This is a genomic window from Bradyrhizobium sp. AUGA SZCCT0182, from assembly GCF_018130185.1.
Taxonomy (GTDB): Bacteria; Pseudomonadota; Alphaproteobacteria; order Rhizobiales; family Xanthobacteraceae; genus Bradyrhizobium.
Genome location: NZ_JAFCLY010000014.1, coordinates 1 through 13980, shown reverse-complemented (window position 1 = coordinate 13980; position 13980 = coordinate 1). Strand labels below are relative to the sequence as shown.

Annotated in this window: 16 protein-coding genes and 1 tRNA gene; 9 read left to right on the top strand and 8 right to left on the bottom strand. The window is 58.1% G+C overall.

The window, feature by feature from the left end; genetic code table 11:
* Nucleotides 1-54: 54 nt before the first annotated feature.
* A tRNA-Arg gene (locus JQ611_RS16620) sits at nt 55-135 on the top strand.
* A gap of 65 nt (nt 136-200) precedes the next feature.
* Here the strand turns inward: JQ611_RS16620 and JQ611_RS16615 are convergent.
* From JQ611_RS16615 to JQ611_RS16605, 3 genes are read right to left on the bottom strand one after another with little or no spacing between them, the layout of a single operon-like run.
* Entirely contained in the window at nt 201-1331 is a 1131-nt protein-coding gene (locus JQ611_RS16615; protein WP_212466022.1) for a tyrosine-type recombinase/integrase, read from the bottom strand.
* A 4-nt stretch (nt 1332-1335) separates the two neighbouring features.
* Entirely contained in the window at nt 1336-1524 is a 189-nt protein-coding gene (locus JQ611_RS16610) for a hypothetical protein (RefSeq protein ID WP_212466021.1), read from the bottom strand.
* Nucleotides 1524-1688 carry an Arc family DNA-binding protein gene (locus JQ611_RS16605; protein WP_212466020.1) on the bottom strand — a complete coding sequence of 55 codons (165 nt, stop codon included), beginning with the start codon at nt 1686-1688 and terminating at the stop codon, nt 1524-1526. Before JQ611_RS16605 ends, JQ611_RS16610 begins: the two co-directional genes overlap by 1 nt.
* Before the next feature lie 758 nt (nt 1689-2446).
* On the opposite strand from JQ611_RS16605, the gene JQ611_RS16600 reads away from it, so the two are divergent.
* From JQ611_RS16600 to JQ611_RS16565, 8 genes are all read left to right on the top strand, one after another.
* A complete protein-coding gene (locus JQ611_RS16600) occupies nt 2447-2986 on the top strand; it encodes a DNA ligase (protein WP_212466019.1) in 540 nt (179 codons plus the stop codon).
* Between the two features lie 1864 nt (nt 2987-4850).
* Nucleotides 4851-5009 carry a hypothetical protein gene (locus JQ611_RS16595; protein WP_212466018.1) on the top strand — a complete coding sequence of 53 codons (159 nt, stop codon included), beginning with the start codon at nt 4851-4853 and terminating at the stop codon, nt 5007-5009.
* Nucleotides 5010-5275: 266 nt separating this feature from the next.
* Nucleotides 5276-5617, top strand: a complete 342-nt coding sequence (locus JQ611_RS16590) for a hypothetical protein (protein WP_249133230.1) — start codon at nt 5276-5278, stop codon at nt 5615-5617.
* Between the two features lie 277 nt (nt 5618-5894).
* The gene (locus JQ611_RS16585) at nt 5895-6335 is read left to right on the top strand and encodes a hypothetical protein (protein ID WP_212466017.1); all 441 of its coding nucleotides are present in this window, start codon (nt 5895-5897) and stop codon (nt 6333-6335) included.
* Nucleotides 6332-6502 carry a hypothetical protein gene (locus tag JQ611_RS16580; RefSeq protein WP_312012020.1) on the top strand — a complete coding sequence of 57 codons (171 nt, stop codon included), beginning with the start codon at nt 6332-6334 and terminating at the stop codon, nt 6500-6502. The genes JQ611_RS16585 and JQ611_RS16580 overlap by 4 nt, the downstream gene beginning before the upstream one ends.
* A gap of 441 nt (nt 6503-6943) precedes the next feature.
* Nucleotides 6944-7288, top strand: coding sequence for a hypothetical protein (locus tag JQ611_RS16575; RefSeq protein WP_212466016.1), 345 nt, complete (start codon nt 6944-6946; stop codon nt 7286-7288).
* Between the two features lie 470 nt (nt 7289-7758).
* Nucleotides 7759-8076 (top strand): hypothetical protein, encoded by a 318-nt coding sequence (locus JQ611_RS16570; protein ID WP_212466015.1) that lies wholly within the window; start codon nt 7759-7761, stop codon nt 8074-8076.
* A gap of 266 nt (nt 8077-8342) precedes the next feature.
* Complete coding sequence (locus JQ611_RS16565) at nt 8343-8666, top strand: hypothetical protein (protein ID WP_212466014.1); 324 nt, start codon at nt 8343-8345, stop codon at nt 8664-8666.
* Between the two features lie 82 nt (nt 8667-8748).
* Here the strand turns inward: JQ611_RS16565 and JQ611_RS16560 are convergent, their stop codons facing one another.
* From JQ611_RS16560 to JQ611_RS16540, 5 genes are all read right to left on the bottom strand, one after another.
* A complete protein-coding gene (locus JQ611_RS16560; protein WP_212466013.1) occupies nt 8749-10269 on the bottom strand; it encodes a DUF4055 domain-containing protein in 1521 nt (506 codons plus the stop codon).
* The gene (locus JQ611_RS16555; RefSeq protein ID WP_212466012.1) at nt 10269-11123 is read right to left on the bottom strand and encodes a hypothetical protein; all 855 of its coding nucleotides are present in this window, start codon (nt 11121-11123) and stop codon (nt 10269-10271) included. Before JQ611_RS16555 ends, JQ611_RS16560 begins: the two co-directional genes overlap by 1 nt.
* 3 nt (nt 11124-11126) lie before the next feature.
* Nucleotides 11127-12545, bottom strand: coding sequence for a hypothetical protein (locus tag JQ611_RS16550; protein WP_212466011.1), 1419 nt, complete (start codon nt 12543-12545; stop codon nt 11127-11129).
* Nucleotides 12542-12748 (bottom strand): hypothetical protein, encoded by a 207-nt coding sequence (locus tag JQ611_RS16545; RefSeq protein ID WP_212466010.1) that lies wholly within the window; start codon nt 12746-12748, stop codon nt 12542-12544. Before JQ611_RS16545 ends, JQ611_RS16550 begins: the two co-directional genes overlap by 4 nt.
* A gap of 672 nt (nt 12749-13420) precedes the next feature.
* A partial coding sequence (locus JQ611_RS16540) for a recombinase family protein (protein WP_212466009.1) occupies nt 13421-13980 on the bottom strand: 560 nt, incomplete at its 5' end.

Genomic DNA, 13980 nt, shown 5'->3' with positions numbered 1-13980 from the left:
CTTTGGCCCGCCGGTCGCAATACCTACGGCTCGAAACCACGCTCATTCCAGTTGGGTTTCGATATTTCCTTGTCATGGTGGAGTAACGGATTTCTACTCCGTGGGTTGCAGGTTCGAATCCTGCTGGGATCGCCACTAGTAGAAATTTCTCGTTCATTTCCAGTACCTTGACCTCTCGTTAGTCACCGCTTCTAAAATGGTTAGTCACTGCCTGTTGCCGTTTTGGCCTCTGCCGCACTGCGCTTGTCCATGGCTGACCCCGCCATGCGCTCTTGTTCGACCTCGTCGATGTAGACTTGAACCTGCGCCAGCGTGCTGTGGCCGCTGACGGCCATGATCTCCGGGCCCGTGCACCCTGCATGGGCCAACTGCTTACAGGCGGCCTTGCGGAGCCCGTGGGCGCGGTAGTTTCTGACCCGGCCATCATCGCATAGCACTGGCTTAAGGCCCGCGGCGTTGCACCAGTCCGCGAACTTGTTGCCAAACGCGGCTGCGGATTTGAACGGCCTGCCGTAGTCATTGACGAGGAAGGTCAAGGCATCGCCTTGCGGCATAGCATCTAACGCAGCCTGGAGCGCTGGCATCACTCGGATAGTGAGCACCTTCGCAGTGCTCCGCAGCGTCTTGTGCGGACGCCACGTCAGGTTACCGCCGCGCAGGTGTTGCCGCCCGATCAGGTGCGCGTCATGTCGCCGGGCACCAATGTTGAGAAAAAGCTCCAACGCAAGCCGCGCTGTGGTGCCTAAGCCGTACCGTTCGCGATATTGCGCAATCTGCGGATCGTGCCACGTCATGTGCCCCGAGCTCTTGATGGCCTTCAGCGGCTTGACGTCTTTGCTGGGATCGACCGTACATTCCCCTTTTGCGATTGCAAACGCAATCAGGTGACGCAACGTCTTCAACCAGTTCTTTTGCGCGTTCGAAGTCTTGCCTTCCAGCAACGCCGTGATGTTCTTGGGCTGGATCGTCGCGAGACGGTTGTCACCGTAGCGGCGTCCGCTCGGCGTGCGGAATTCGCGGAAATGATCCAGGATGGGACGACGCATGGCCTGCGTCGCGGACGCCAGTCCCTTTTTGAAAGCATCATGCTTGAGGTAACCGACGATAAGCGCGTCGATCGTCCCAGCCTTGGTGCGACCCGCACCGATATCGGCAACAGATAGTGGCCCACCAGTTCGTTCTAGTAGTGCGTGGTAGGCGTCCATAAATTCGGGTGAGCCAGGACGCCCCTTTATCGTCACCCGCTTGTGGCCTTTGCGGCGAAATTGGTGACGCAGCTTTCCGCGAGCGTCGTAGAAGGAATTTACATAGTCCAATTTGAATTCCGCCATCGAACTAATTCCACTCGTCTACGTTGACGGGGATTTCGTTGGCATTGTTGAAAATCTCAACCTTGCTGGCAAAAACTACGATCTTGCCGGCCTGATCGATCTCGACGCGCTGAACTTCTAAGCCAGCGTTCACCGCGCCTTTGACGGCCTTGGTGACATCGCCCTGTTTGAAGGTTTGCGCGCCGCGAGACATCAGCCAGCAACCCTCTCCGGCTGCTTCTGCATCCTGGCCCGAATACTACGGATGATCTCGCTGTTCTGGCTGGCGCCGTTGTACGAGGCCTCGCTTTCCAGCCAAGTCTTTACGTCCCTGGGCAAACGAACAAGCAGCCGCTCAGCTTCCGCACCTTTAACCATTTCAGGTATCCTCTCGTTTGAGAAACTCGCGCCGCTTCAGGTATTCGGGATAATACCCTGCGTGTATCGGCCAGGCCACGCGGGTCATCGAAATAGTTGGGCTGAACGACTCCGCATCTCAAAATGTCAAAAGTACTTGTTTTGAAGGTAGATGAACGAACATGGCGCCCTCCTAGAGAACACTTGCGCCGTACTGCGAACGGAGGGATCGAATCACGCCTTCGTTACCGCGCACTCTGGCCGGCCCGCCCACCTCGGCACAAACGGCCCCGGCGCGGGGACGCTATGCTGCACCAAGGCCGCCAACCCAGTGGTGATTTTCTCCCGGTTGGAGGTAAGGGGCATATACCGGGAGGCCGGAATCGACTCCAGCGGAGTTGCTTAAGCCGTCGGCGGACGCGTGCGGGTACGCTCGATCCCGTTGTTAATTTCGTTGATGCACGCTTCGACGGCGCTCTCTCGCCTCGGAAATGTGTCAGGGCTAACCACCGGGCTCGCGTCAGCCGTGAAAATAATCCAAATCCATCTGGAGGGCTCGATCTGGCGAACGTGGTATTTGACCGCGCGGTGCTCCATTTAATCAAGACATCACAGTGGCCTAGTTTGTTCCAGCGAGTGGCTAATTCGGCCAGTACCCGACGCCGATCCGACTCGCGTTTTCAATGCCCTCGCCTATCTAATGCGGATGCGTACCAGTGCTTTCGAACCCTGCATCCCGACCCGCGCAGACCTCCAAAAATTGGCTTCATGAAGTCAAGATGGACGGCTACCGCCTGATCGTGCACCGCGAGGGCAAGCGCGTGCGCCTGTTCACACGGAACGGTTTCGACTGGAGCGACAAATATCCGCTGATCACCGAGGCCGCGCTGCGCATCCGGTCAACATCGTTCGTCCTGGACGGCGAGGCGGTGCTGCTGGGCGTTGACGGGATCTCCGACTTCGACGGACTTCATTCCCGGAAGCATAACGATGAGGTGCAGTTCTATGCCTTCGATATGCTCGTGAGCGACGGAGCAGATATTAGGAAGCTGCCGCTCAGCATGAGGAAGACCAACCTCGCCCGGTTGCTTGCGCGGCGTGTGGACGGCATCTTCATCTCAGACTTCGAGCGCGGCGAGATTGGCCCCGAACTCTTCCGGCACGCTTGCCTCATGGGACTCGAGGGCTTGGTGTCGAAGCTCGCCGATCGACCGTACCGGCCGGGCCGGTCACCCAACTGGGTAAAGGTAAAAAACCCTGCCTCTCCCGCCATGCTGCGCGCCAAGGACTTAAACTTCAATCAAGCCCGCCGACCATGATCGACAATCTCGCTCCTTCGGTCCATCTCGCGCTCATATGCGGCTTCAGCCGGGGTCAGCGGATGTTCCTCATTAGTATATGCGCGGGCCTCTACCACGGTCATGCCCATCTCACGCCCCCGCTTGAATGTGCGAGCCCGCAACGCAATTCTGAGATTCAGTAACATCTTCCTGAAGATGTTCATTGCGTGTTCCATTTCAGACTCGTTTAACGGATGCGATTCACACTTTATCCGCAGCATATCCACAGGATACCAACAGCGTCGATTTGCCTAGATTTATAGCCGCACCAAAGACTTGCTGCAGGCGAACTCACAGGCAGGAAAAAAGCCGCCACCGGGGTTGAGAGCGGTGACGGCTTTCCGTGTGACCCCTCGCACGAAAGGTCCAGGCCCAATCTGGCAACTCCCGGTTAATGCGTCGTTACCGAAAAGCCCGCCGGGCTACTGGCTTGACCTGGCCGCTAATGTGTAGGTTTTTTGGAGTCGTTTTTGGATTGCCTCAACGCGCCTTGCCCAGAGAGGCCGACGCGTTTGGACATTGCTCGGCGTTAGCGCGCGCCAACTTTCATTAGCCGTCGGCACGATCGCAATTGGAATCCCGTGAAGTGGGAAGTCGTCGAACGCCTGCAACTCCTCGTGAAATTTCCATACGAGATCGTGCTTGAAATATTGGTTTTTGCCATGCGTTACTCCCACCCTAGAAAACTTAGCACCTGGACTGCCCTCGAAGGTAGACGCCGCCCGAAGAAAAACCCGCCGGCGTAAACCGGCGCCACTACTCTCCAATCATCCGCTGTAGGAACCTTTCGCAGGCGGCGGAGTCGGACTCGTCGCCCTCCGGTCATCTTCCCCCGTTGGCCGGTTGGCAATCTAAGTGACGGCTCCAGTGCACCGCCGCGCGCTGGGGCCGTTCTTCCAATACTCCGAGGATTCGCATTCCCGCCCCCTCGCCTATCTAAGCCCGATGCGAATTAGCGGTTGATGGGCTTCAGAGGGCCGCCTTGCGCTTTTGCGGCAGCCGCTTGATTAAGCGCGGCGTTGAGTTCTTGCGAAAGCTTCGACCGTTCGTCGGGTGTCATGGCAGGTATTTTTCGCTTCGGCGACGGATCAAACGCCGCAGGATAACTGCTAGTTTTCTGGACGTCGGCACTTCAGCCCGCGCGTCCATCAGTGACGAGCCAGTTGAACTCGCACATCCTCCGAGCAACAGGCTGGATAGCAGGAACACCGCTGGGGCGAACGGGGGCAGCTTTAGCTGATATGCAATACTCATGGTCCCGTCGTCTATGAGAATTACGTATCAATTGTGTCCTGCGAAGTTCCTTTCAGAAATGAGCGTGAACCAGTACGCGCCGATCGACGAGACCGCAGGGCGGGCCTGCACACGTTGCCTTTGTGCATTTAGTGCGGTCTCGCTCGCGGAGTTCCATGCAGTGCGCGCATAGTGCTCATCGAAACCTGCCCCGTTAGGCGGACGTAGCTCGATGCGCTGGAGGAATTGCTAATCCAGGCCTAAAGCCCTCGTCGCCAAGCATCTTATTTCAGGCTTGGCTGCGGGGGTGTCCCGGGGACCTTTAAGCCCCCGCGCGCGTTCAGTGTGTGTTGGGGCGATCCAGAACGGAAAGCCTCAGCCATGAGCATTATTCCAATCCACCTTCAAAGACGCTTCGAGCAGCGATGGGCTTCTCGGTTCGGTTCGCTGGCAAAGCCGGCCGTGCCAAGGACCGTCCGATTGAAAGGCTCACCGGTCAAGATTGCTCCGCGCGCAGCAAAGCCAAAGAAACAGCCTGACAAGCCTGCCCCTTCCGAAGCGTTCCGTCGGCTTGTCGAGATAGGGCTGGGGTCGAGGGGGAAATGAAGTTATGGAGATGGCTTCGCGACGCGCTTGCTCCAAAGGGAACGCCAGTTTTTCTGGCAGCAATCATCGCGTTTCTGGTGTCCGTGCTTTGCTCGATTTACCTCCGGTCATTGCTACGCTGAAAGGCAAGTTTGTCGAGATCGGGCTGAAAGCGAAGAAGTGACATACGACGGGCCAACCGAAGAGCGGGTAATATACCGCCAACACTTCCGTGCTGAGCATTTCGATTTTCGGGGCAAGACACGCGTTTTGATGCTTGCGAATTTGTGAATTGCACGCTCCTCATCGACCAGGGAACGGAGCAATTGGCTTTTACCGAGTGCATCTTTAAAGACTGCAATATCGATAAACTGGAACAAGACGAAAGTCGCGGGTTGTTCGTCAGGTATAACACTTTCTACCGCCCACTTGAGGAAAGGCGGGCCGAATTTGAGAGCAGACTGGCGCGGGCGCTGGCTGCCGGAAAGTGACGGGAAAATGACGCCGGCGCCTTTAGGGCTGATCTTCACAATCGACGTTGACGGCAAGCCAACGGTCGCTTTCGAGGCTAGGCAATTTCGAGAAGCCGCCGAACTTACAAAGGAAGTGTGGTTTCGGACCGACTTGACTAAGCTAAGCTCAAATGGCGAGCCGGTCTGCGGGATAGGCTCAAAACTAAAAGCCAGGATCGCAACCGAATCCGAGAGGGGCGTGTACCGCCAAGCCGTACAAGAAGCGGAAGCTACCGACGATATCTTGCTAGTGTATTTGGTCGAGCTGGACGCGATATGAAATTGCTCACTGAATATCTTGAGCGCGCCGTAAGCCTCGAACGCTTAGCGGCGGGCGAACAAGACTCAACTTTCAAAACTCAGCTGCTAAACCAGGCTGAGGCATATCGGAAGTTGGCGGCCAAGCGAGCTAAAGAGTACGGCCTTCCGCCTCCTAGCCCACCAGAATTATAAGAAGTCGGCATTTCCACGTCCACGACATGCTGTAACTGCGCGCCGTTCCGATCCCCAAGGGATTGATAATTTGCCGTAGGTGCGCCGCCGCGCTTCAATAGCGTATGCCCGAACTCACCCGCCGCCCTCACCCCGAACGCTCCGACTGCTGGCACGTCCTTTACGGTGACGTTCAGGTCGGTACGATCGCAGTCCAGTCGGGGCTGCCGATCCACGCCAAGCAGTGGCGTTGGGATGTCGGCTTCTATCCGGTGAGCCACCGCGGACAATCCCGTACCGGGTATGCGGCAAGCTTCGAACAGGCGCGGGCCGGTTTTGAAGCCGCATGGAAAGATTATCTGCCCCGATGCAGCGAAGCTGACTTCCACGAACATCGCCGCCAGCGCGCTTGGACCGCATGGAAATACTCCATGTATGACGCCGGCCTCCCGCTGCCGACGCAATCGAGCAGTGGACGGGCACGGTGTTTCTGTGGCGCCGCGATCGACATAGCGGTAACACCCCATCACGTTCAGGATGCACATATGGATTCGCAGCACGCATGAAGTTCAGCACTGACCGCCCCTATTCCGATCCTGAAAAGGCCGCGCGCAAGCTGCTGGATATCGCCAACGCGACCGAGCCGGTACACGGAAAGATTTACATCGAGAAGATAAACGCGCCGATGCTGTCAGGAGCGCGCCACCCCGGCCGAATACAAAGCCGGGCTTGATCTGGCAATATCGCGCGGTTGGCTGTTGCTGCACGAGTCCGGAACCTTCGTGAAATTCACGCCCGCCGGCGCGGATCTGTTCGCCTGAGGGCTGGCCCTTGCCCCGGCGGCTCCATGTGCGGCGGGTTTGGCTTGCGCCCTCTCGCATCAATTAGTGCTCGTCCAAAATCTTGCTGACGTCGGGCTGATCGCGCCCATTGGCGCGCTGGCATTCGCACGGCATTCCCGCGCCGCATTCGCAGCCGTTGTCCCGGTCCCATGCCTTGTCGGGGTGGTTCTCGCACACCCAGCCAAGGCCGGCGCAAATGGGGCAGTCGGGATCTATCATTTCGCGAAGCGTACCTCCGTCGCGGACAAAACTCCTGACGCCAGAGCAGGTTCCCGGAACGAATTGGTCGTCACTTGCTTGAATCCCGGTTCTGTTGCGTAGGAGTTTTTGTGATGCGTACCCCCTCGATCGTGCCAGACGATCAGGAACAGACGATCTATCTGGTCGCCGATGATTTCGGCAAGATCGGCCGCGCGTGGCGCGAGACCGATTATTATGAGAGCGCGGACCTCGAGACTGTCATTCAGGACCTGCTCACCGGCCAATACAGCAACCCGATACGTATCGTCGCATTCAACACCTCCGAGCGTTGGTCGGAAGACGTTTCCGCTGACGTAGCGCATGAACTGCGCCGTCGCTGCGATTTGCAGATGCGCGATCTCCCCTCTGCGCTCTCTGATTTTGTTGAACGCCATGAGGGAGCGGATCGGCGCCAGTTGACGCTCCGACTGGTCTAACTTGCCTGTTCCCTGAGGGGCAGACTGGGGGCTGAGGGCGAAGAAAAATAAAACCTGACACCATGGATCAAGCCGCGCTACTCCAACTGGTGCCCGTCGGCGAAGAAAACGCCGTATCCGCCCGTTCGATCTGGCAAATAGAAGGAGTGTGGACGCCGGCGTCGATCAAGACAAAATTACACCAACTCGCCAATGAAGGGCTAATCCAACGAAGGTTCGTCCCCTTGGGCCAGAATCGGAAAACGCTATACTTCAGGAAGGCAACCGAGGCGGGATCGTGAAATCACCAGTAACGTTGGACAGACGCAGACAAGGAATTGCCCAACGTTCACGATGCGCATATGGATTCGCAACGCGCGCAATCATCGCATAACCCGTTTGGGTGAGGCGACCGCAGGCGTGTCTCGGTACAAATACCAAGTTTTCCCGAATCTCCTTTCCGGCAATGAACTCCGCTGTTAGGTTTTCGGTTGGCGCTCACCAAACCGCCGCCGGGAGCGCTTTGGAATGCCCCCGTCCGCGTCAGCCCCCCGGACGGGGGTTTCATTTCATTGAAGGCGCTGGAGTTTCGATTCGGAATCACTGCACACATGCCATTTACAGTGTTTGCCGCCGTTGACGATCATCTCGTTTCCGCGACTGCCGAAACCGCGAAAGAAGCATTTGCCAAAGCGGTCGAATGGCAGGTCGTCCGCAAGCTCGCCGACGTTACTATTAGCGACGGCATCAAGCGCTATTCGATTGACGAGTTTTCATCAATTATCGCGAACGATAGCGACGGCCTATAGCGCTAGCCATGCTACTTCTTTTCCCCGGAATGGCTCTGCCGCTCCAGGGCCGCCTCAGTTGTCGGCCTTTTCATTTCGCGAGCCGCAAAAAAGCGGCCCCAGCAGCGGCGGGAGCCTGCGCCTGGGGCCGCTCATTCCAACCGAAACGCCGAAGCGCCAACGGCGACCAAAGCTAACGCAGCTTGGTTGAATCGTTCCCAGCTACTTTGGAGTACCTCCGCGGCGCTTTCGTAAACAAGCCGGCCGTTGGAACGCTGGGCCGGGAGATGAGTTTCTACGCGGTTGTTTTATCGGAGAGTAAAATTGTGAGTGACGTGCAAGAATTTAATAGGTTGGCCGTCGGCGCTCGCTTCAAGATCAGTGAACTCGGAGCCACTCGATTGCGATCGCTGGCCGGCAAGACGGGGATTGTGGTCGAGGTTTTTCGAAGCAATACAGGCGTCACCGTGCTGTTCGATGGTGCCAAAAGACCAACCTGCCTGCACAGGGATTTTATTACCCCGATCTCGCGTAACGCATCGGCATCGGCCGCGACGCCGGGCCGAAAAACTCGACAAGATAGCTCAGCCGGAAACGAATTACTCGCCTAACGGGAAGAGCGTTCGCGTTGCCAACCCCTCACCGGGCGGGGACCTTGCGCCAGTACATCCGTGGTCGCAAATTCTTCATGCATTAGTTCAGTTCCAATATTTCACCCGTAACGGGGTCCATCGGCTCTTCAGCCTCTAGGCCCATTTGCTCTTCCGCAAGCCGCTCCTCTTCGTCTTCTTCCTTGAAGTCGGGACCGAGAATGCCGCGGCGCTTCAGCTCAGAGCGTTCAGTTTTTGCCGAGATGACATTGCGCCTTTGCGCGTCGCCAATGATTTTTGCCTCGTCAGTGCTGCCGGTCAGCGCCGCGAAGTCGGTTGAAACATTCGCTGTGACGGTGTCGGCAATGCCGAGCCACTGCGCGGTGAAGGCCAAGCCTTCATCGAGGCCGTTCTTTAGATTGCCGGCCCATGCTTCGATGGCGGAATGCGCCCGCGAGTTATCGACACCGGCAGCCGTTGCAGTCACGCCGGCCTTGGGAACGGTTGGCTCCATAGCCAACTTGCTGAACACGTCCAGGACGCGTTCGGGACCCTTGCCAATCTCCCCAACGAGCGCAGCGTCGGGACCAAGGATTTCCCATTTCGAACCGCCAGTGCCATCCGATGGCGGTGCGAACAATACCGTGTTGGGCCCAAGCTCGATTTCTTCTGTACCCTTCGCAATCCCCTGCCCGGCCAGCATCGGCCAGCCAGAAAAGTTTTCGATCTCGGTTTGACGCGCGAGGCTGCGGTAGTATTCGAGTGCAACGTGGCAAAGCTCGTATGACCACGGCTTGTTTGCGATCGTCCCCTTTTTCTTGCCGGTGAACACTCGAACCAACGGGACTTCCGTCATCGCCGTCAATACGCCGCTATCGGTCTGGGCGAAGTCGCCATTGCTCTGCTGCTGCCAGATGGTCCAATAAACCAGTCCGCCGTCCTTGATCTCGATGACGCGAACCTGCGGAATACAGGACTCAGCGAAGCCATCGGCAATCTTTGGGTACTCTAACCATCTAGCATGCGTTACGCGCTCTCGGCCCTTGATGAATTGGGTCCGCACGTCGATCAGATCGCACACGGGGATATGGCACCAGAACGGCCGCACACCCTCCGCCTTATCGTCGGCGATTGACTTTGGCCGACCATCCTGCCGAGCAACGTTCCGGGTAAAGTCAACGAGAAACACTGCGACGCCGTGCGCGACGGCATCATCAAGGATATTGCGCGCAAAGATATTGATGCTGTTACCTTGGCCGTCAACGTCCTCGGCAAAGGCTGTCATTCGCGAGCTTGCGTTGCCGCTCAGTGTTACCGGGGACGTGAAGGGTCGCGAGGTGATGTTTTCGAGCGCATCCGGAACGATCGGGCGCCACGGTGCATCATGAAGCCGGCGCTTGTACTTCGCATCTGATTCTTTGGCGAACCGGGGCAGGAAGCGCTCACCGCCGCGCTTGATCGCGTCGTGCCCCTCCAGTACGTCATCGATCAGCTTCCATTTGTGTTCCATGGAAGCAATATCGTCCGACTTCGTGTCGGGACCGGCGATGCCGCGTGTTGCGCCGCTCGACGCGGCGGTGAGGTAACGCGGGCCTTGTCCGAATAAGTCCGTGAGCCAACCCATTATGCAGCCCTCTGGATTTCATCAGCCGAGGCATCACGCCAGATACGAGCGTTCATGTCGTAAACCCGACAAATCTCCTGATCCTGGCCATTAATGGTGATGGTCTCCACGCGGAACGGCAATTCGCCGTTATTTGCCTCAGCGACCTTCGCAATTTGCTCGAAGATTTCGCGCCCGCAGCCAATCGTCTCGCGCAGCTCATCCCGCGCAAGCGTGGTAACTTTCTCGGCGACGCGGACCACTTCTTCCAGATCGCGAAGCTCTGCGATTGTCTCGCCGTGTTCGCGCTCCAATTGCTCGGCAACGATGTTTTGGTGAGCCGAATGGTGCAGCCCACTCAAGGCGGGAATGGCGCCGGCAATTGCCGATGCAACAACCGGGTTCTGCCGATTCTGCTTCAGGAATTCGTCGCGACCTGCTGGCGTCATGGCCCGCATGGCGCTGCGAATTTCCTCTTGCTCCTTGCGCTGTTCGTCGCTCGGCTTGGCCAGCGTGAGGCTGGATGCCTTCGCCGCAATATCCGCTTTGACTTTCTCGACCGCGGTCCAGGCTCGGCGCAATGCCGGCAGCGAGTCCGTCAAGGCAACCTCGCCAAGCGCCTCAGTTACACCGAGCGGTGTAAACCGGCGGGTAGCTTCCGTTTCCTCCCGCTTGCGCCGCAGCCCATCCACAATGGCCAAGCCGTTGACATACGCGCTCTTCAGCTTCGCAATGGGCGAACCCTCTGGTCCGTCAAACGCGAAATAGCTGATCCGCTTTCGGTCCCTTTCCATGTCGGTTTTTGCTGGTCCGATATAGATACGGCCGGGCCAAGGATTGGCCGGATCACGAGACTTGTAAAAGCGATTATTCATGGGTTACCCCCAACTATAGGAGCCGATCTGCGCGACCGGGATGCGTGAGCGACCGGACGCACACCAAACGGCACCAGCCGCTGCGTTTGCAAAGTCGTCATGTTCGTTTGGAATGTGGTCGATGCGGGCGCCGCGAACGACCAAACCGAGCAACTGCTCCTGAAGTTTCGGAATGTCAGGTAACTCGACTTCGCCAGCGTTCAGCTTTGGCTCTAACTCTTCATACAAAACGGTCTTTGACTGAGCGCAGGGGATATACGTGATCCCCATCTCTTCAAAATCATGCTTGAAGGTAGAGCCGGCATAGTTATCGCCGGTCACCCGGCGCAGCCCGTATGACTTCAGCAGCGTGGCAAACCTCAACACCGCGTGACGCGGATTGAACGGCGCATCGCCAACCTGCTTGGTCACAAGGTCAACAATCGTCTTGCCGTTTTCCTGATGTGCAATGCCAAGGGTGGCGTCGTCCGATGAACCGCCGGACATATCGACAAAACCGCAGTATTCCTTGCCCTGCTGGAACGAGAGAGACTGCCGTTTGCTAACGATCGCAGACAGCACGTTGTCGGGGTCCAGAAAGGCGCCCGTAGGCGCGCCCGGCATGTTGAGGTGCAACCGCCTGAACTTGTGCGTCGGCAGCCGGCGGCGTTGCTGGTCGATGTAGGCAATGCCCTCAGGCCAGGAACCCATTGACGGGTTCGCCCGATACTCAGGGGGCATCTCGGCGAAGTCCGGATCGGTGCAAGTCTCGCCTGAGTACCACGAGAACAACATCCGCGGATCATCGCCGGCAATGCCGCGCTGTTTAAGGTCATGCAGCGGAATGCCGGGGCTGTTGTAAATGGTGTCATAGGACGTGATCCAAATCCGGGTGTCCGGACGGGTCGGATCGGGCGCCATCGCCTCAAGCAGATCGTAATCCCTCCAACCATGGATCTCATCGAGACCGAGGAACAGATAGGTCTTGCCATGCGCGCCGATGCTGTCACGCGCCGGAAGGATTTGCAGGAAGCCCCGACCGTCTACGCGTTTGATCTCTTCGGAGAATATCTCGACCTCGCCGCCGATCTCATCGGCGTTCGCCTCGACCAGCTTTTTGGCCAGGCTTAGGTCGTCGCCGGCCTGCTTCAGGTCGTTGGCGATGATGTAGCATTCATTGCCCTGGGGGCTTTCGAGGCAGAGCAGGCAATAGATGCCGGCCAGCACCAAATCGCACGATTTGAAGTTCTTCTTGCCCCGGCCAGCCAGCATCATGTTGTAGAGCGGCGCCCCATCGTCCCGGAACGTGTACAGCGCCCGCATGAACAGGTCGCGGCGGTACGGCTCGATGGTATCGAGTAACGGCCTGCCGTCGATCCACTTCAGGCGATCAAAGAACTCGATTGGTGACGGATGGGTTTCGAGGCTCGGCAGTGCGTTCATTCAGCGCCGGCCCTCAAGCGGTCACGGATCGGTGGATGGCCCGCCGGTTGGCGCTTACTGGCCTTTTCGCCGAGCGCCGAGAGGATGCGCTTTGCCGTACCGGTCAACCGAATGAGCTGATCGCCGTCCACCGGGTTGCCGTTGACCAGGTCGGATTGAAGGGTTTCAGCCTTGAAGGTGAGCGCCGCGGCTTGCCGGATCATGCCGCGCTCGACCTCGGTCAGATTTCCACCGACCTCCGTCTCATAGGCGCGGACCAAATCACGGAATCGACGCGCCGAACTGGACCGGCCATCGACATTTTGAAGCAAGCGCGTTCCGTTGGAGACCTTGCTCCGACTGGTAGCGCATGAGGTAGCGAGGGTATCGCGAGCATGTTGCATGTCGATAAGATGACACGCGCGCGCGAACTGGCAACCGGCGGAAACCCTTGTACGGCAGGCTAAACGTTGAATAGCGTTGAGGCGGATTGAGCAGCGTTATTGGGCGGGGAAATATATTTTCAATTAAACCGAACAAAGCCGCCGAGCGGAGTGACCGCCTGACGGCTTCGCTTGAGTGTGAGTTTACAGCCGAAGCGTGGGGACTTCGATTGCGCCGCGATAGTTGCTCTCCATAAGCTGCTTCTGCGCAATTGCGAATTCCCTACGGGTACCCATGCCAGTAGCCAAAAAATGGACATACCCCCCGCCAGTGACTGCTGCGAGGTCGTTCTCGGTGAGTTTGCAAAGTTCGTTCTGATTTCCGGTAGACATGGCTCATCCTCCCTTAGCTCGACCGGCGCGATCATTCGCCCCGTTCCGTCGATGCCGGAAAAATGCCCGATCTTGCAATGACGCGCTGTTCCCCAGGTGACAGGCAATGCGTGACTAGTGTCACACGCCGACGGCCGATGTCAGCATCACGCGTTGCACCACGCTGGTACCGATACCGAGAGTGCGCCCGATCTTCAGAATGCCCATCCCGCTGGCCTTGAGCTCTCTGATACGGGCCTCAATGGCGGGCTTCACTGTACGGCGACCCAGCTTCGTACCCTTCGCCTTGGCCCTCGCTAGCCCGGCGTTGACCCGTTCACGGATGATGCCCCGTTCGAACTCGGCAAACACACCTAGCATCTGAAACATGGCCTTGCCCGCGGCGGTCGAGGTGTCGAGCCCCTGCTGGTGCAGGAACAGATCCACGCCCTTGTCGTGCAGGCCTTGCAGGATGCCGAGCAAATCGGTCAGCGATCGGCCCAGCCGGTCCACCGACCAGGCAGCGACCATATCGAACTCGCGGGCATTGACGGCCTTCAGCATGGCGTCGAGCCCAGGGCGCTTGTCCCGCCCCTTGGCGCCGCTGATGCCGGCATCCTCGTAAACCCCCGAGCACGATAGATAACCTCCAAGACGGCCCTGGATTTCGTGCACCAGGGCCGTCGCTTTTTTAAGGGCGG